Source organism: Rhizobium sp. RM (assembly GCF_013390595.1).
GTDB lineage: Bacteria > Pseudomonadota > Alphaproteobacteria > Rhizobiales > Rhizobiaceae > Agrobacterium.
The window spans coordinates 51,855-69,712 of sequence record NZ_JACAWV010000023.1 but is presented as its reverse complement, the minus strand read 5'-3'; the positions used below and the strand labels follow the sequence as shown (position 1 = coordinate 69,712).

At 55.1% G+C, this 17,858-nt stretch carries 14 protein-coding genes; 9 read left to right on the top strand and 5 right to left on the bottom strand.

Annotated elements, in window-relative coordinates:
* The 6 genes from HWX89_RS23005 to HWX89_RS22980 all read left to right on the top strand — a co-directional run bounded on the left by HWX89_RS23005 (position 1) and on the right by HWX89_RS22980 (position 8,536).
* Positions 1-1,101, top strand: a complete 1,101-nt coding sequence (locus HWX89_RS23005; RefSeq protein ID WP_138792634.1) for an ABC transporter ATP-binding protein — start codon at positions 1-3, stop codon at positions 1,099-1,101.
* Between the two features lie 43 nt (positions 1,102-1,144).
* A complete protein-coding gene (locus HWX89_RS23000; protein WP_138792633.1) occupies positions 1,145-2,410 on the top strand; it encodes an ABC transporter substrate-binding protein in 1,266 nt (421 codons plus the stop codon).
* A 77-nt stretch (positions 2,411-2,487) separates the two neighbouring features.
* A complete protein-coding gene (gene pglA / locus HWX89_RS22995; RefSeq protein WP_138792632.1) occupies positions 2,488-4,041 on the top strand; it encodes a polygalacturonase PglA in 1,554 nt (517 codons plus the stop codon).
* A gap of 8 nt (positions 4,042-4,049) precedes the next feature.
* Positions 4,050-5,144: a glycoside hydrolase family 88/105 protein gene (locus HWX89_RS22990; RefSeq protein ID WP_138792631.1), complete on the top strand. Its 1,095-nt coding sequence runs from the start codon at positions 4,050-4,052 to the stop codon at positions 5,142-5,144.
* Between the two features lie 547 nt (positions 5,145-5,691).
* Positions 5,692-5,988 (top strand): Pepco domain-containing protein, encoded by a 297-nt coding sequence (locus HWX89_RS22985; RefSeq protein ID WP_138792630.1) that lies wholly within the window; start codon positions 5,692-5,694, stop codon positions 5,986-5,988.
* Between the two features lie 10 nt (positions 5,989-5,998).
* A complete protein-coding gene (locus HWX89_RS22980) occupies positions 5,999-8,536 on the top strand; it encodes an Hsp70 family protein (RefSeq protein WP_138792629.1) in 2,538 nt (845 codons plus the stop codon).
* Between the two features lie 125 nt (positions 8,537-8,661).
* On the opposite strand, the gene HWX89_RS22975 is transcribed toward HWX89_RS22980, so the two are convergent.
* Positions 8,662-9,009 (bottom strand): alpha/beta fold hydrolase, encoded by a 348-nt coding sequence (locus tag HWX89_RS22975; protein WP_210271516.1) that lies wholly within the window; start codon positions 9,007-9,009, stop codon positions 8,662-8,664.
* 71 nt (positions 9,010-9,080) lie between these two features.
* Positions 9,081-9,632 carry an ACT domain-containing protein gene (locus tag HWX89_RS26575; protein ID WP_353505722.1) on the bottom strand — a complete coding sequence of 184 codons (552 nt, stop codon included), beginning with the start codon at positions 9,630-9,632 and terminating at the stop codon, positions 9,081-9,083.
* Between HWX89_RS26575 and HWX89_RS22965 the strand changes: the two genes are divergently transcribed.
* Positions 9,604-9,900, top strand: coding sequence for a hypothetical protein (locus HWX89_RS22965; RefSeq protein WP_246705263.1), 297 nt, complete (start codon positions 9,604-9,606; stop codon positions 9,898-9,900). The genes HWX89_RS26575 and HWX89_RS22965 overlap by 29 nt on opposite strands.
* A 448-nt stretch (positions 9,901-10,348) precedes the next feature.
* On the opposite strand, the gene HWX89_RS22960 is transcribed toward HWX89_RS22965, so the two are convergent.
* The 3 genes from HWX89_RS22960 to HWX89_RS22950 all read right to left on the bottom strand — a co-directional run bounded on the left by HWX89_RS22960 (position 10,349) and on the right by HWX89_RS22950 (position 14,406).
* On the bottom strand, positions 10,349-12,847 hold the full coding sequence (locus tag HWX89_RS22960; RefSeq protein WP_246705262.1) for a TonB-dependent receptor: 2,499 nt from the start codon (positions 12,845-12,847) through the stop codon (positions 10,349-10,351).
* Positions 12,848-12,931: 84 nt separating this feature from the next.
* Entirely contained in the window at positions 12,932-13,885 is a 954-nt protein-coding gene (locus HWX89_RS22955) for a FecR family protein (protein ID WP_138792626.1), read from the bottom strand.
* Positions 13,882-14,406 carry an RNA polymerase sigma factor gene (locus HWX89_RS22950; protein ID WP_178340906.1) on the bottom strand — a complete coding sequence of 175 codons (525 nt, stop codon included), beginning with the start codon at positions 14,404-14,406 and terminating at the stop codon, positions 13,882-13,884. The genes HWX89_RS22955 and HWX89_RS22950 overlap by 4 nt, the downstream gene beginning before the upstream one ends.
* A 221-nt stretch (positions 14,407-14,627) precedes the next feature.
* Between HWX89_RS22950 and HWX89_RS22945 the strand changes: the two genes are divergently transcribed.
* Both HWX89_RS22945 and HWX89_RS22940 read left to right on the top strand, forming a co-directional pair.
* The gene (locus HWX89_RS22945; RefSeq protein ID WP_138792624.1) at positions 14,628-15,821 is read left to right on the top strand and encodes a M20 aminoacylase family protein; all 1,194 of its coding nucleotides are present in this window, start codon (positions 14,628-14,630) and stop codon (positions 15,819-15,821) included.
* 113 nt (positions 15,822-15,934) lie between these two features.
* Positions 15,935-17,821: a sigma-54-dependent Fis family transcriptional regulator gene (locus tag HWX89_RS22940; RefSeq protein WP_138792623.1), complete on the top strand. Its 1,887-nt coding sequence runs from the start codon at positions 15,935-15,937 to the stop codon at positions 17,819-17,821.
* Positions 17,822-17,858 lie beyond the last annotated feature (37 nt).

The following is a 17,858-nucleotide window of genomic DNA, read 5'->3' as shown; positions in this document are numbered from 1 at the left end:
ATGGCACGCGTTCAACTCAAAAACCTCGAAAAGACCTACGGCAACAGCTTCAAGGCCGTGCATGGCATAAATCTCAATATCGAGGACGGCGAATTCATGGTGTTCGTCGGTCCATCCGGTTGTGCGAAGTCTACCACGCTGCGCATGGTCGCGGGCCTCGAAGAAATCAGCGGCGGGGATATCGTCATCGGTGACCAGCGGGTCAACGACCTGCCACCGGGCAAGCGATCCATTGCCATGGTCTTCCAGAATTACGCACTTTATCCGCACATGAAGGTGCGCGGAAATCTCGCTTTCGGCCTGAAGATCGCAGGCGTTGCCAAGCCGGACATCGAAAAGGCAATCGACAATGTTGCCCGCATTCTAGAGATTGAACCGCTGCTTGACCGGTTACCGAAGCAACTCTCCGGTGGTCAGGCCCAGCGCGTAGCTCTCGGTCGTGCGCTTATCAAGAAGCCCGGGGTCTTCCTTTTCGACGAACCTCTTTCCAACCTCGATGCGAAACTCCGCGCCTCCATGCGGGTGCGGATCACCGACCTGCATCGTCAATTGAAGGCGGAAGGGCTTTCATCGACGGTCATCTATGTGACGCACGATCAGACCGAAGCCATGACGATGGGTGATCGTATCTGCGTTATGCAGACGGGTCGCATCATGCAGGTTGCGACGCCGAAAGAGCTCTACAATCATCCGGCCAATCTCTTCGTCGCAGGTTTCATCGGTAGCCCCGAAATGAACCTCATCGACATCGGGATCGAAGGCGGAGAATTCGTTATTGCCGGTCAACGCCTGCCGATTGGGGAACACCTCGAAAATCGACTTTCGCGCCGTCCTGCCGATGCTGTCATCGGGATCCGCCCGCAGCATTTTTCGCTTGCTGCAAAAGGCGACGGTCCCGTCCTCAGCGCTAAGCTGACCAATGCAGAGTTCATGGGCCATGAGGTTTATCTGCATGCCGATCTACAGGGCCAGAAGCTCGTGAGCGTCGTCGGGGCAGCGGAATTCGAGGCGCTCGGTTCGGACGGCGTCGTCCACCTTCGACCCGACCCGGAGAAACTGCATATTTTTGACAAGGCCGACGGCCGCAATGTCTCGCTGTGAGGAAGAGACCTGCGTGCCTGATATTTCGTGGAGGAGAAACACAATGAAAATAGCAAAAACGATGGCAATGCTTGCGGGTGTCGCCTATGCGGCAATGGCCGTTTCGAGCCCTGTCAGTGCAGCTGAGCTGCGCATGTCCTGGTGGGGTGGCGAAAGCCGCCACGTCGCGACGCAGAAGGCGATTGCCGCTTGCGGCGAAAAATACGGTCACACCGTCAAAGGTGAATTTACGGGCTTTGATGGTTACCTTGAAAAGCTGACTACTCAGATGGCAGGCAAGACCGAGGCGGACATTGTGCAGGTCAACTGGCCGTGGCTACCGCTTTTTTCGAAGAATGGCGAAGGATTTGCCGATCTACGTCAGCTGAAACCGCTGGATCTGTCGCAGTGGGATGCTTCCGATCTTGACGCAGGATCGATGAACGGCGTTCTCCAAGGCCTATCCGTCTCGACAACGGGTCGCGTGTTCTTCTTCAACGCGACAACCTTTGAAAAGGCGGGTGTTGCCGTTCCAGCGACCTGGGATGAGTTCTTTGCAGCAACGAAGACCATTAAAGAGAAGCTAGGCAAGGACCACTATACCTTCAATGCCGTGAAGGAAACGGCGCAGCTTCTGGTGACGCTGGCAGTCGTCCAGAAGACCGGCAAGGATCTGGTGGACACAAAGACCAACCGTGTTGCCTGGACACCTGAAGAACTGGCGGAGGGCATTTCCTTCCTTGGCAAGCTGGTCGAAACCGGCGCGATCCGGTCTCAAAAGGAAGAGGCTGCTGACGGCAACGTCAACCTCTTCGAAAAACCCTCATGGTCGGAGGGCAAAATTGCCGGATCCTATGAATGGGATTCCACCTATTCGAAATATGCCGACCCGTTGAAGGACGGTCAGGTGCTCAAGCCGGTTAAAATGCTGAAACTCACAGACGGTGTCACGGAAGGCGTGTACCGAAAGCCTTCCATGGTCTTTTCGATATCGAAAAACTCGAAGAACCAGGAGGCCGCGGCCCAGATCCTCAACTGCCTGCTGAACGAACCGGAGGGCATTGATGCACTCGGGACGTCGCGTGGCCTTCCAGCCTCCAAGGCTGCAGCTGCACGCCTCGGAGACAAGGGCGAGCCGGAAGTGCGCGCCGCAAATGCAATCGTTATGGCAGCATCTGGTCCAACCGTCTCACCGTTCAACGAGCATCCGGAAATCCGGTCCGCGTTCATCGACACGCTCGAGGAGTACGCTTACGGCCAGATCCCGGCTGACGAGGCAGCTGAACAGATCATCGATACGGTCAACGACGTTCTGGCGAAGTTCGACTGACACAGGCAGAACAGTCCCGCCACGGGAAGCCGTGGCGGGACTGTGGAAGCCCATAAGGGAAAACACGAGACCAAATCATGCTTCGACCTACTTTAATCGCGCAGTCCGCGCGAACGGCAGCTCTATGTCTACCGGTACCTGGTGCACTCTACACCCTGCCTTCAAAAATGGCGTGGCGGCTTAGCGTGCCGGGTCGAGAAAGTGAGGAGCGGCTGGGTGAGGCAGATACGGTCATCATACTTCTGCACGACCTTGAGCCGTCGACGCAATATCTGTTCGAAGCGGATGGGTTAGAGCCGTTCTATTTTTCGACATCGGCCTGCGCCGGTCTTGTCAATGCGACAGACTTTGGAATTCTCTCCGATATCGCGCTCGATGACCTTGAGGCTGCACGAAAAAACACAGTAGCTCTTCAGGAGGCGGTCTCCAGTGTCCCCGCTCAAGGCACACTCTGCCTTGGCCCAGGAAACTGGACGGCCTTTCCCATCCGGCTGAAAAGCAACATGACCCTGCGGCTTCAAAAGGATGCCGTGCTTCGCGCACCGTCTCTCCGTGACGGGTGGCCAATTCTGGCGGCACGCGACGAACACGGCAGGATGCTTGGAAGCTGGGAAGGGCTTCCTGATGCCTGTTTTGCCGCACCCGTTCATGCCGTCGCCGCAGAGAACCTTACGATTGAAGGCCATGGTGTTCTCGACGGCTCCGGCGATAAGGGAGACTGGTGGCAATGGCCAAAGGAAACGCGCAACGGCGCGCGCCGCCCACGCGGACTGCACCTTGTTTCCTGCCGTAACGTAAAGCTTTTCGGGTTTTCCATTCGCAACGCAGCCTCGTGGACGATCCATCCTCAAGGGTGCAACGACCTCACCGCGGCCGGTCTCTCCATCCTGGCACCTCACGACAGCCCCAACACGGACGGTTTCAACCCCGAGAGCTGCCGTAACGTCACGATTGCCGGCATTCGTTTCTCTGTCGGTGACGATTGCATTGCCGTTAAGGCAGGCAAGCGCGGGCCAAATGGCGAAGATGACCATCTGGCCGAGACGCGGGGTGTGCACGTCAAGCACTGCCTGATGGAGCGTGGCCATGGCGGGCTGGTGATTGGCTCGGAAATGTCGGGCGGTGTCCACGACGTGACAATCGAGGACTGTGAAATGATCGGGACCGATCGGGGCCTTCGTCTCAAGACACGGCGTGGGCGAGGCGGTTCCGTTACCAATATTGCCATGCGGCGCGTGCTGTTGAACGGTGTCCAAACCGCCTTGTCAGCCAATGCGCATTACCATTGCGATGCTGACGGGCATGATGATTGGGTACAGTCCAGAGAACCGGCTGCCGTCGGCAAGGGAACGCCGGTCATTGACGGTATTGTTGTCGAGGATGTCAGAATCCAAACGCTCGCTCACGCTGCGGGTGCGTTTCTCGGGCTTCCGGAAGCCCCCATTCGCAACGTCGATATTCGCGGCCTCACCATTCTGTCTCGTGACCCATCCGCTGTACCGATGCCCCCCATCATGGCGGACCGGATCCGTCCAATGCAGCACGAGGCAATCGTCTTCGAACAGGCGGAGGTCAGATGCGATGATCCCGCATTGCTAAGTTCTGCCACCGTTACATCAGAAAATGATTGAGCAAAGATATGAAACCAACTGATTACTTTGACAAGTTTGCCAATCGCTACCAGCATTACAAAGGCGGGAGCTGGTGTTACGAGGACGGATGCGTTTATCGCGGACTCCAGTTTCTCGCCGATGCGACGGGCGAGGCACGCTGGAAGAACCATCTGCATCGCCTCGCTGACGCGCAGATAGCCGAAGACGGTAAACTTGCGGGATATTCGCCCGAGGAGTTCAACATTGACCATATTCTCGCCGGTCGGGTACTCTTCCCATTGGCGGAAGAAACAAAGGATCCACGCTATCTCGCAGCGGCCGATCACCTGGCGGGACAGCTGGCAAATCATCCGCGTATCCGCTCGGGAAATTACTGGCACAAAAAACGCTATCCGCATCAGGTCTGGCTGGATGGGCTTTATATGGGGCTTCCGTTCCAGATCGAATATGCCCAGGCGACCGGCCGGCCCGAGCTCATCGTCGATGCCTTGCAGCAATTCTCGACAGCGCTCGCCCTGACCGCTAATCCCGCTGGGCTTTATGTGCATGGCTACGACGAGAGCCGCGATCAGCGCTGGGCTGACCCCATCACCGGGCATTCTCCGGCATTGTGGGCACGTGCCGTTGGCTGGCTGTCGATGGCGCTTGTCGACGTACTTGCCATTTTGCCTGACGATACGGGAACGGCGTCCCTGCGGAAGCGTACACGTCACCTTCTTGCGGATATCGTGGCGCGGCAGACGAGTAATGGTCTCTGGATGCAGGTGCTCGACGCGCCTGATTTGGTCGGAAACTATGAAGAGACCTCTGCATCTGCGATGTTCTCATACGCCTTGTTAAGAGCGGCCCGTCTCAATCTTGTCGATGGGGACGAGGCGAAAGCGGTAATCGTTGCTGGCCGACGTGCGCTCGACGCACTCCTCGACACGAAACTGGTCCAGGATGAGGACGGCATCACAAGGCTGTCCGGCATCGTGCATGTGGCTGGACTAGGTGGCTTCGAAGGCAACTACCGGAGCGGTACTCCGGAATATTATCTGACTGAGCCGGTTGTCTCTGACGATGCAAAAGGCGTGGGGCCGTTGATGATGGCTTACGCGGAAAGTTTGCGCCTGCGATGACATCGTGCCTTGAGTTGAATTGCGGGAGGTGCCTTCCGCAGTTCATATTCAGTCGGCAGGGCCGAATGTGGACTTCCTATCTGTTCCAACAGCCCTATTGGCTGGACCGTGCCCTCGATTTTGTCGTCCAGTTTTATTCCAAATTCTCTGAAAGTGGACCTACGCCCGATGAGACAGAATGACTGATTGGGCGGGGTTTTTGCGCGATTTGGCAACCTTTTCGGCTTGGCCGGGATGCGCAAGAAGCGGACCTGGTCTTCTAGCCGAGCTTCGAGGATCAGTCCAAGAATCTGGCGGCTAATTTTTCGAAATTTACATTGGTCTTCGAAGGAATAAATCGCCGGTCTGCCAAGAAATGCCCGGCCTTTGGTGCGAACACTTGGCAATGCCTTGCAACCCAATCGCCGGTGTCACACGATCTGCATCGCCTGGGCTTTACAAACCTCGTAAAGATATCATCTGCTTTGCATAGAATCACAGCGCGTGTTTAATTCGATTTTACTCATCCCACGATAGACAAAAGCCAGCCAAACGAGAAGGTTTTAATATGCCGATGATAAACGTAATTGCCGGTGCAGATAATGAAGGCACAAAATCAATGGCTCAGCGAGGCGCTGAGGGTGTTCTCACCCAAATCAGCTCCGAAACATTGAGGGATCAATTCAGAGCAGCCTTGCAGACAGTTTCTACCGTATTCGATAGCTCTGAGCTTGGTGCTAAAAGCCTGACTTTGAAAGAAATCTCTTTAAAATTTGAGATCACGGTCAAAGGGGAAGTACGCCTCGTCGCTGCGGCAGGCGCGGAAGCGAAAGGAGCAATAGAAGTAAAGCTAGCCCCTCGTTGAGGTTCTGCCAATGAGGGCGGGCCTTTTTGTCGGTGTCGCTGAATATAGTGACCCTCGGATACCATCTCTATCGTACGCCGACGCCGACGCAAGAAAGGCGCGCGGACAATTCATTAAAACCTCGAGCTTCGACAAGGAGGCTGCGGTTTGTTGTACGAGCGATAATAATCAGATAGATTTTTTGTCAAGTCGCAGCACCATATTTAAGCGTCTTGATGCGTTCGAACAGTTTCGGAATGGTCCACCGCTGGAGGCTTTCGTTTTCTACTTCAGTGGACACGGCTTCCGATCGGATCAAGGTCAAGACTATCTGATCCCTCAGGACGCAGTTTATGGCGCCCTTCCTGAAACGTCGATTTCACTTGCCACACTGATACGAAAATGTTGCGAGATCAACGCAAAGACGATTCTCGTTTTCATTGATGCCTGCCGGGATAACTTCAATTATCCGGCAGCGACTGAACCGCTAATTCCACTCATCTCATTCGCGGAAGGTTCGAACCTCGCGGTGTTCTTCTCTACGGATGCTAGGGCGGCGGCTCGCGAGCACGGCAATATTGAAGGGGGTGTCTTTACTTACTGTCTATCAGAAGCGCTTGAACTGGAATTTGACTGCCGCCGATTGCACGAACTCGGAGACTTTTTGGCAAGGCACGTGCCCAGCACCTGCGCTCGGCTACGTATTCCTTCTCAAACGCCAGTTTCGATCTTGGGCGATAATGCTAGAGATTTCGTCCTCCCGATATCGAAGCTCTCGGATCGCCTTTATTTGCCACCGTGGGTGGGCCGAGAGGTGAAGCTCAGGCAGGAGGAGACATTTCTTCCAGACTTCCCGTTACCTGTAGTTATTGATTTTGGAACGACCAAATCGATTTTGGCATATGGAACGGCTTCCGGCTACGAGTTTATCAGAGATGGTAGCGGCAAAATTTGCATGCCTTCCACGGTAAGGTTTTTTGGGGATGGGAACTACGAGGTTGGCGTTGACCACTTTTCTGGTGTTACATCCCGATATGCGAAGAGGCGTTTGTTATCGCGCGTTTTCGAAGACGCAGCTGACGATAAGGGGCTGCGACCCGATCAGTATGCAATGCTTGTCATACGCTCGCTCATTGACACCTTCCAGCACACAACGGGAACAAAAGCCCGGCGTTGCGTTCTTTCAATTCCAACCGACTACAATATTCTAGACGTGTCGCGAATTGTCGATTGCGTCCAGGCTACCGGCGTTCGGGTCGAAAGAATCATACCTGAACCGACGGCTGCCGCATTCAACGTCTTATCCTCCTTCCAAACCGGACAGCGCGCCAGTGAAGTGTCTTACTCCGATAAACATGTTTTGGTTGTCGATATGGGAGGGGGCACGCTTGACGTGGCAGTGGTTTACGCCAAGGTTGAGGATATAGAATGGGAACTCGAAGACGATGCGCTGAGTATCGACCTCAATAGTGAGGATGCTCTCACTAGGCGCATCGAATTTAAGGTTCTTGCGTCGAGTGGCGATGCAAAGCTCGGAGGTATCGATTTTGATCTTGCGCTTAAGGACTTTGTTGTTGGGTTGATCAAATCTAGGCGGCTCGGTGTGTCGCCCGTAATAAGCTATTCTGAGCTCAGCTTAGAGCGAGAGGTAGAGCGCGCAAAAGTTGCGCTGTCTACCACAGAGGCCTTCACCATCTCGCTTGAGGACGTTGAGTTCGCGGGTGGCGTCGTCAAACCATTACACATAGAGGTCACTCGGAAGGATCTAAATGATCTGACAATCAACCTCTTCAAGAGATACGTGAAATGTGTCGAGGATTGCATCAGTTTTGCACGAGAGCACGACGACATCATCGGCGAGACTAACGAGGAAGCTGAAAAAACCGACGTCGCCTACAAACGGAACTTTTCGTCAATCATGCTGGCGGGTCAAAGTGGACGCGTGGATAAAATCCGGAGATACTTGACCAGAACAATCCCTGACGCGGTGCTAAATGACTACTATTGCGAAACAGCGGTCGCACGGGGCATGGCCGAGATCACATATAGTCGCCTCCATATCGAGGTCGATGATATCGCTCATTCTTATGTTGGCGTATCTGGTCTTAGACGTACCGAAAACGCGTTTATCGTCGACGGCAGCTCGCAGAACCACAGCCTGATCTATCCGACCGATAACATTCCGGCGAGCCGAACGATAAATCTGCATTGGCCAGATAAGCGGTTTCGTGAGATCACAATCACAACCCACACAATCGGAAAGACACCTATATCGGTATGTAAGATTAGTCTCGACGACAGTGCCTTGCTCGGGACGAACGGTCTCATGCGTATCAGCATGGACGAAATGTTTACCGTGGTTGTTGAGCTACGCACCGCGAGAGATAACTGTGCCTTTTGGCAGATCAATAATTTCTTCAGGATACCGGTTGGCTACCAGCCCTCAGACACATTAGACAGCGGTGGCTATGGAATACGCAGACTGCAAAAGGCTGCATCCTTTAATAAAGACCCTCACGGGACGACGGAAAGAGTAATGGGACCTTCTCAATGGTTCGTCGAATCCTGACCAAATTGGGATCCGATTTGGCCACGAATGACCGCTTCGGGCCAAAACCGGCCTTATTCAGCCACCTGTCGCATTACTAAACAGCCTGGCGAAGCTATCCCAAATGCGCAACATGCCAATTTTGCTTACCATCTATCACTTGTTGGAGAAAAATGAGATCTTACCCAGCCAACCAATTTTACAGCTGGATCTGTCACGCCAAGGTAAAACCCCGCGACCATAAAATTGCTTTTAAACACGTTGCTTATCGATCCACCAAGGTCCGCAAAAGGCACGCCAGCGGAGGTGACTGTCAATACGAGACGAACTATCTTTCGAGGTGCCGCCAATGCTGCTTTGATGGCAACGATGCCGCCCATCGATTGAGCGACGATGTTGACCGGTTCGTTCATGCGATCCAATACCATCGATATTGCCGACATCAGTTCGGGCCGGTTCATCACCAAGGCCAGGCCAATCGAAAAATACACCATCCAGCTCCATGTGCCTGGCCACCGGCTTCCAAAATGCCGCGCTGCCGACTGACCCCGGAAGAAAAAGTATTCTAGTCATTTTCCACCGTGTGTCCGGCGATTTCGAGGAAACGCTTTGCGCTGTTCGCCTCGCTTGCAGGGATCAACACATGCTCTCCGTCGAACGTGCAAATAACGAACACACCAATTCCGTTGTCAGAAAGCGGAGTGATGAGGGACTTAACGATGCCAGCCGCGTCGAACGGGAAAGGGCCAATAGTGCGTAGGCAAGCCCAGCCCGTCTCGGCTGTGATCCCGCTAGGCACGCGTTCCTCAAGGCAGACGAGAGTTACCTCGTCATCTGAATATATGACGGCCTTGAAACCCGGGCCGCTTAGCCAAGCGGGAACATCCTCTTTTGCCTCTAAACGCGAAACGGCATAGAGACCTGGGACAAAACGAATTCTCAAATTTAGGCTCACAAGAGTCCCTCCACAGTTTGACTGAAGAAGGACATTCCCGCATTGCAAGTATTTGCGTCCGGCGGGAGCTTCATCTTCCAAGATGATATGCAGGCGAGAGTACACAACGCTTTTGGTGAAGCCAAGAGAACCTTTGCCCGAACAGATCGAAAAACTCGCCATAGCGTTTGAACGCTTTACCCGTCGCTTCAAGGTCGCTGAGGCAGCGGCAGTCATGCAGAACTCGCTCAACGTCCTCGACATTCAGGCGCTTCTTTTCTTCGATGAACATCCGAAGTGGGAATGTCGCCCGGCACCTTCGGATCGCCCTGACGACAACGTCGTCTTCGGCCGACCGGCTGGTACGTTGGGAAATGATCGAACGGACTGCTTCGGGCCGGAACGAGTAAAGAAGTTTGAGGCCGAACGATGCACGAGCAGGGAAAATTGATATGCCTCGAAAATGATTATTCAGCGAGCAAATAGTGGGTTCGGCTTCCGGGCCTCTAATTCTCAAGTGATCCTTACCATGTCTGTCGACCTTGCAAAAAAAGCAGGTTGTGCACGGCTAGACCTTAGCCTTCAGTCACAATTGGTGCTTGACTCGCGAGAACGGTGTCGTTGTGAAATGTGATATGCTCGGTAACAACAGTCCAAATTCTTCGTTTCCGATTTTATGACATTCGTTGCGCAGAATGTTGCCGATGCCACGGGATCTGTTCACTAGGGACATCGGCTGCTCGTACGAGCAACTCGTCGGGAAAGGTGCATGGACGCTTCGGTAAACGATCTCCTGTGCGCGCCGACGGGGAGTTTTGTCGTGAAAGGGAGGCGTTTTGACTGGAACTGCGGAAGTGGATTCCGCAGTTCATGTTCGGCCAGTCGTTTTGTTGCACGACCTAGAATTTGCGGCTGATCGACAGTTTGAAATTGCGCCCTGGCATCGCAGCGATGCCATCGCTCAGATAAGGCATATAATACTTGTCAAAGATGTTATCGATCGAGGCATGGACCTCGGTGCCGGCAAATTTACCCTCCTTTGGTGTCCAGTCGAGCGAAATGCCGTGCACTGCATATCCGAGGCTTTCCGGGCGGGCGTAAAAGTACCCCGTACCCTGATTGACGGGAGTGCGTTCTTGATGGGCCACAAACAGACCATTCCAGCTTAGTGACAGATCCCAATCCGGAATTTTGTAGCCAAGTTGCGCTGTCGCCGTAAACGGCGAAAGATCATTTGCGTAGGTATCGGGACCGTAGACATCGTTGATCGCACCATGGCGCGATCCATTCATCCATGAAAGACCAAGATTTCCGAACACATATTCCGAATCGTAGCTGGTCGAGAACTCGAGTCCGTAAATCTTGTAAGAAGGCGTGTTCCAGTAGAACGGGACATTGCTTACACGTGCGAGGTTAGCACTACCGAAACGGCGCGTGATTGGGTTCGTGACGTGATTGTAAAACCCACCAATCGATGCACGTATGGTATCGCCACTGGTGAATACATCGTCGAACTGCTGGGAGACGCCCAGATTGAAGTTGTTGTTTCGTTCGACCTCCAAATTGCGCGATGTCGCAGATGCCGTGCTTGCCACGCTCTGGCTTGAGTAGAGTTCATCAATGACCGGCGCGCGCATCGCGTATGCCCAGTCAGCATAGAATGTCGCATTGGGTGTTAACTCCCAACGGGCGCTGAGTGCTGGCGTCGCCCCGCTGTGGGAGACGGCGGAGTAATCATGACCAGCAAGAGGATTGTTGTAACGGGGGGCTGCGTTCGGAACACCCTCGGAGCGAACGTGGTCGAAGCGTATCCCCGGTGTTAGCTTGAAGGTGTCGGTGAAGCCGATCTCGTCCCGGAAAAAAGCTGAGATCGTCTCCTGCGTGCCCTCAGGTTTGATCCAGGACGCATAATGTCCATAGTTGTACTGGGCACTCGTTCGGTTGCCGATGTCATACATCAGCGAATCGCGGTCATGGCGCATGTACTGGACGCCGTAATTGGCGACGTGCGAGACACCACCGAGTTCGAAATTGGATGTGTTTTCTGCTTCAAGTTTGAAGTCTGTATATTTCGTCTCGTCGTTCATGCCACCAAGTGAGGCGGTAGGTACAAAACCGGCAATTGTCGGGCGTGTCATATCGAGGCTGGTCGCCGAGAAGCTTGCCATCGCCTTGAAATTCACAAGGTCGCTGTCCCCGTCGTAGGCATACTTCAAGGTGGAGGAGAAGTCTTTCATGTCGCGCCAAGCCAACGCACGCAATCTTGCTTGCTCAGCGCCGTAGCGTGAAATGCTGAAAGCGGTCACGCCAAGATCGCCGCGATTGGCCGCAAGTGGGCCGTAGTCAGCAGATTTTCCGTAAATCACCGAACCACGCAGTTCATGACCATCGTAGGCGGCCCCTGCATTAGCGGAGAAGGACGTCAGCTTGTCGTTCGATGCGTCATAGACCTGGCCGCCACCCACGCGAACATTATCGCTCTTGCGCCAGATCGCGGATGCCAGTGCGTCGTAGGTCACAGGTCCGCCGAAATCCGATTTTCCATAAATGGCACCGGATTCAAGAAACTGGCGGTTTGCGGTTTGATAACTTGTCTTGCCCCACATACCGAACGTCTGACCTTTGTTCAGCATGTCCGAGGCTGTCTTGCTTTCCATGATGACGGTGCCGCCGAAGCCACCGTTGCCATAACGGACGGACGTTGCGCCTTTCTGGATCTCTACGCGCTTTAAGAGTTCCGGATCGATAAAGACAGTTCCCTGATCATACCGTTCGAAGTTCTTGGGCGCACCGTCGAGCAGGATGCGTGTGTCGGATTGGCGCGCGAACCCACGAATGGATAAGGTCTGCCCCTGCGCCCTGACACCGCCCCCGGCGGTCACGCCTGGCGTGCGTGACAGAAGCTGTGGCAGGGAGTTGGCCTGGGCCGCCTCAATTTTTTCTGAACTGATTTCGCTGACACTTGGAGCATCACCATTGAAGACACGACCGCTTTTGATCGTGATTGGCGCAAGAGCCGTCTCGCCGGTTTCGGCGGATGTATCTGCGGAAGACGCTGTTTTCTCCATCTTGATCGTTTTGCCACCGATGACGCGGTAGTGAATACCGGTGCCTGAAAGCAGTCTGTCGAGCGCTTCTGTCGGTGTCATTGTTCCGCTGACACGAGCACTTCGAAGGCCGTTTGCGATCGATGCATCATAGACGAGCTGTAGCCCGGACTGGCTGGCAAGACGGTTGAGTGCGCCTGCCATGGTGCCAGCTGGCAGGTCGATGGCAACCGTCTGCATTTGCTGCGCATCGGCGCTGTGTGGAACGGCCAAGATTGCGACGCTGGCAAACAGAAGCGGAAAAAGAGTTGCTACGCTCTTGCGGCTTGCAACTGGCTTGTTTCTTTTCATCAGGGGCACCTTTCGGGTGAAGCAGATATGTTTCTGCTTTCCGAACGAATGAGCCGGTTCATTAAGGACACCCCGAGGAAAAAATTAATAGAGCACTGTGAGGAAGGGACCAGCTGTCATCACACGCACGTCTAGCGCTGTGGCCAGATCGATGAGAGCTGCCTGCGGATCCGACAAGTCAAAATTACCCGACAGGCGTTTTTGACGAAGCTTTTCCTGCGTTACGATAATGCGACCTGGAATGTAGCGCTGGAACGCTCCGACAACCTCCGCCAGCGACTTGTCCTCGAAAACAAAGCGGCCGTGTCGCCACGCACCGATCGATGTCGGATCAACCGCTTCGATCGCGCCAATCGTTCCATCCGATTTGTAGCTCACCTGTTGGTTTTCCTGCAGTCGGCTGACATCATGCTGTCCCGCCAGATCAACAGAAACGCTGTGCTCAAGAACAGCAACGTTTGTCATGCCCTCGTGCATGTTGACGTCGAAGGCGGTGCCGAGCGCGGTGGTCGTGCCACCTGCCGCCACGACCGAGAACGGTCGCATAGCATCGGGAGCAACTTGGGCAAAAATCTCTCCGCGCAATAGTAGAACCTGACGCTCGGTTGCGGTGAAGCGCAAGGCAATGGCGGAGTTGGCATTAAGCGTTATAGTCGACCCATCTGGCGTCGTGACGATCTGCCGTTCCGCCGTTTCGGACATGTGGTCCGCACGCAACCGCATCGGGATGTCGGCAAGATAAAGACCCGCGGCGAGCGTAACGCCGAATGCAAGGGTTGTCGCGATCTTGCCATTGGTGAGGCTGCTCTTACGCGTTGCCCGAACAACAAAGGCATGGTCGTTCGTCACCAGAAGACCCGCATCGCCCATAAGACATCGAACACGCTCAAAAGCCGCCGCGTGCTGTTCGTTGGCTGCAAGCCATGCCTCAAGATCTGCGGCAAGGACTATGTCATCCGGCCGGTCACGCTGCTGAAGGAAGAGGTCGATAGCCTGCGCGCGAAGTGCGGTCGCTGTTTTCACTGATGTGCCTGTCATAACGTGTCCTCTAGGCACTCCAGGCAATGGAGGTAGGCTTTGCGCAGGTGGCGATCCACCATGTTTTTTGTAATGCCGCTTCGCTTTGAAATCTCTTCCGAATTGAGGCCGCCGATACAGCTCGCCAGGAAGACCTGTCTTCTCTGGAGTGACATCTTCATGATTGCCTGACGCAAAATGTTCAGCCGGTGCTCCCTGTCCGCAAGACTTTCGGCATCGATTACGGGTTGGGGAACAGCGAGTGCCTCCTCGGCGCTCCCGGAAAAGAGCTTCCTTTCGAACTGTTCGCGGCGAAGGCGGTCAATGCCGAGATTGGCGCAGGCCCGAACCAGAAATGCGCGTATCAGCGAACGGTTTTCAGGCAATCGAGGTTTTCCGGTCAGACGTAAATACAGATCGTGGACGATCTCCTGCGAGATACCCGCCGTATGCCCACGCCGGACCATCGCCCGGCAAAGGTCTTCATAGTGAAGCTGCAGAGCGTCATCGATGAGGGTGCGGGACGTGGGTTTGCTCCACATGAGGCGGGTTCCGAACGGAAAAGACTGTGCTGTTGAGCGGTCCATAGGTGAAAACTTGCAGGATGGCAATAAACATGAGTATTATTATCATGTATTTGTGGTGCCGAATGCTCGCAGGTTGAATTTTCGAGGCAAGGCATGATGCTTTTTGTTTGATCCAGCGGAGTTCAGCGGCAAAGGTACGAGGGAGAACCGGAATCGCTAACCAGAGCTGGGATCCAATGCCGACATTTGACAATGGCTATGCGCGTCTTTCTGATTTCGACGACATGGAAGCGGAGCTGAAGGAGACCCGCCAGCACCTTCATGCCAACCCGGAGCTTTCTTTCGAGGAGGCCGAGACGGCGCGCTATGTCGCGGACAAGCTGGAAGGTTGGGGTTATGAGGTGACGCGCAATATCGGTGGGCACGGTGTTGTTGCCCGTCTCAGTGCAGGAAATGGCGGCAAGGGCATAGCCATTCGTGCGGATATGGATGCGCTGCCAATTCTAGAAGACACGGGCCTTGCCTATGCGAGCACGAGACCAGGCGTAATGCATGCCTGCGGGCATGATGGCCACACCACGGTCCTCCTCGGTGCAGCCCAGTATCTTGCAAAAACCCGGCGCTTTAACGGTACGGTCACACTGGTTTTTCAGCCAGCCGAGGAGGCGGGGAAACCAAGTGGTGCGCAAAAGATGATTGCTGACGGCCTGTTTGAGCGTTTTCCGTTCGACGCGATTTTTGGCCTGCACAATCATCCGGGGTTTGCGGAAGGCACATTCCGTCTGCGGTCTGGTCCGATGATGGCCTCGTCCGACACGGCGCACATCACAATCCGGGGCAAGGGTGGTCATGCGTCGCGCCCCCATCTGGCTGTCGATCCGATCGTAGTCGCCTGCAATCTCGTCGTGTCACTGCAGACAGTTGTCTCGCGTAGTATCGATCCGACACAGACCGCTGTCGTTACGGTGGGAACCATCCATGCCGGCGAAGTGGTCAACGTCATCCCCGAATACGCAAGACTGGGGCTCAGCATCCGTTCGTTTGATCCTAAAATCAGGGATCTCCTCGAAGAGCGTATCAAGAGGCTTGCACAGTCAGTTGCAGAGGGGCACGGGGCAACTGTCGAGGTGGACTATGAGCGTGGTTATCCTGTTGTCGTCAATTCCGATGCCGAAACACAATTTGCGCGTCTGGTGGCAGAGGAACTGGTCGGTGCCGACAAGGTAGCGACCTCCGATCTCATTCCCGGAAGCGAGGACTTCTCCTATTTCCTGGAGCGCAAGCCGGGGAGTTTCCTGCGGATGGGGAACGGCGAGAATTCAGCCATGCTGCACAATCCGAAATACGACTTCGCCGATGGCAGCCTGACGACCGGGGCCGCAATGTGGGCACGTCTCGTGGAACGCTACCTCGACGAAGAGGCGGCATAATCCCTTCAGTCAACCGAGAGAATGCGGCCGTCGCCATGGTGCATCATCTGTGCTAGACGAGAGACATGGATTGAAAGGGAGAGTGGCTTTCGGGAGGAGCCGCTACAGTCTCGATGCAATTTGCTGATCACATCAGGGAAATCGAAAACGTCGGGCATGGTGCAAATACCGGACGTGATGACGTTGTTGTCGAGTCGTGGCGGCGATGTCTGGAAGAATACCGCCTTGATCCTGCCAAGGCACGCGAGGCGGTCATCGTCTCCGAGACGCGCCTGCGTGAACATCGCCAGCAGGCCGAGGATCTCGTCCACATCGCAAGATCGGGCCTGGAAAGGCTCTACCGTCAGGTCGCAGAGCAGAATTACGTTCTGCTTCTTTCTGATCGTCAGGGTGTCACTGTCGAGTTTTTGGGAGATCCGTCTTTCAATAACAATTTGCGAAAGGCAGGTCTTTATCTTGGCGCAGAATGGTCCGAGCCGCGTGCAGGAACCTGTGCAGTCGGAGCGTGCATCGCAACAGGCGAGGCGCTGACAATCCATCAGTCGGATCACTTCGACATGACCCATACGCCACTCTCGTGCACAGCAGCGCCGATTTACGACATGCACGGATCGCTGGCCGCGGTTTTAGACATCTCGCTTCTGAGTTCACCGATCCTCAAGGCGAGCCAGAACATGGCGCGCCATCTCGTTTCGTCTACCGTCCGGCGCATCGAACTTGCGAACTTGATGGCGCATAGCCGCCACGACCTTGTCTTGCGGTTTGCTGGCGCACCGGAATTCCTCGATGTGGACCCAGAGGCGGCAATCTCGTTGGACGGCGGTGGGCTCATCACCGGCATGACGCACGGCGGGGCCCGTATCCTGGCGTCGTCATGCGGTCTTGACTGGAGAAACATCGACGCGCTGATCGGGCAACCGGTGTCTCGATTTTTCGAAGCGGAGGTCGACGACCTCGCATCCCTGACCAGAAGCCGGTTGCCGCAGGACAGACGCATCGCGGTCCGCGATGGTTCAACGCTTTACGTGCATGCGATCGAACCGCAACAGCGCCCGATCGGCGTCAAAATTCGGCGGGGTGTGCCGCATTTGTCCGCCATGGACCGCCTCGGTGGTCAGACACCAGACATCGAGACGCTGCGCCGCAAGGTGAGAAAGCTCGCACCAACAGCTTTGCCGATCCTGATTCAGGGAGAGACGGGAACCGGCAAGGAACATCTTGCTCGCATCGTGCACGAGGCAAGCGGTGTCACTGGCCGCTTTGTGGCTGTCAATTGCGCCGCAATCCCCGAACAATTGATCGAAAGTGAGCTGTTCGGATATCTGCCAGGTGCTTTCACCGGGGCGCTTGCAAAAGGACGAAAAGGTTTGATCGAGGAGGCGGAGGGCGGAACGCTTTTCCTGGACGAAATTGGTGACATGCCGCTTGCTGCGCAGAGCCGGCTTCTGCGTGTTCTGGCCGAAGGCGAGGTGCTACCGGTCGGTGGGTCGGTCGCCAGGAAGGTCGATTTCCGTGTGATGTCGGCGTCCCACAGGCCATTAGCGGACATGATAGCGGATGGCCGTTTTCGGGGCGACCTTTATTACCGGCTGAACACGGCAATTCTCACCCTCCCATCGCTCCGCGAGCGGAGCGATTTCCATTGGGTAGTTAAACGCCTGCTGGAAAAACATGGGTCCGGACGGGGACCGCTCTCCCTGTCGAGCGACGCGGAGACGGCACTTTCTGCCTATCCGTGGCCGGGTAATATCCGTGAACTCGACAACGTCATCGCATTTGCAGGGGCAATTTGTGAAAACGGTGTAATCGAGGTGGAGGATCTCCCCGAAAGCGTCATGCCACATCAACCGGTCAATGCACAGGGCAACCGCGAGCAGGAACTGCGGGCAGTATTGTCGGCCTGCCAAGGCAATATTTCCGAGGCGGCGCGCCGCCTCGGCATCGATCGTTCGACGATTCATCGGCAAATGAAGCGATACGGCATTGGAAGGCTCCACTGATGCAGACTGCAACACCTGTTGCGCCACAGTTGTTGCA

Bases quoted from the DNA above. Each gene is read 5' to 3' on its own strand.
- HWX89_RS23005 (WP_138792634.1), top strand. From the start codon at position 1: ATGGCACGCGTTCAACTCAAAAACCTCGAAAAGACCTACGGCAACAGC.
- HWX89_RS23000 (WP_138792633.1), top strand. From the start codon at position 1,145: ATGAAAATAGCAAAAACGATGGCAATGCTTGCGGGTGTCGCCTATGCG.
- pglA (WP_138792632.1), top strand. From the start codon at position 2,488: ATGCTTCGACCTACTTTAATCGCGCAGTCCGCGCGAACGGCAGCTCTA.
- HWX89_RS22990 (WP_138792631.1), top strand. From the start codon at position 4,050: ATGAAACCAACTGATTACTTTGACAAGTTTGCCAATCGCTACCAGCAT.
- HWX89_RS22985 (WP_138792630.1), top strand. From the start codon at position 5,692: ATGCCGATGATAAACGTAATTGCCGGTGCAGATAATGAAGGCACAAAA.
- HWX89_RS22980 (WP_138792629.1), top strand. From the start codon at position 5,999: ATGAGGGCGGGCCTTTTTGTCGGTGTCGCTGAATATAGTGACCCTCGG.
- HWX89_RS22975 (WP_210271516.1), bottom strand. From the start codon at position 9,009: ATGGTGTATTTTTCGATTGGCCTGGCCTTGGTGATGAACCGGCCCGAA.
- HWX89_RS26575 (WP_353505722.1), bottom strand. From the start codon at position 9,632: ATGGCGAGTTTTTCGATCTGTTCGGGCAAAGGTTCTCTTGGCTTCACC.
- HWX89_RS22960 (WP_246705262.1), bottom strand. From the start codon at position 12,847: ATGAAAAGAAACAAGCCAGTTGCAAGCCGCAAGAGCGTAGCAACTCTT.
- HWX89_RS22955 (WP_138792626.1), bottom strand. From the start codon at position 13,885: ATGACAGGCACATCAGTGAAAACAGCGACCGCACTTCGCGCGCAGGCT.
- HWX89_RS22950 (WP_178340906.1), bottom strand. From the start codon at position 14,406: ATGTGGAGCAAACCCACGTCCCGCACCCTCATCGATGACGCTCTGCAG.
- HWX89_RS22945 (WP_138792624.1), top strand. From the start codon at position 14,628: ATGCCGACATTTGACAATGGCTATGCGCGTCTTTCTGATTTCGACGAC.
- HWX89_RS22940 (WP_138792623.1), top strand. From the start codon at position 15,935: ATGCAATTTGCTGATCACATCAGGGAAATCGAAAACGTCGGGCATGGT.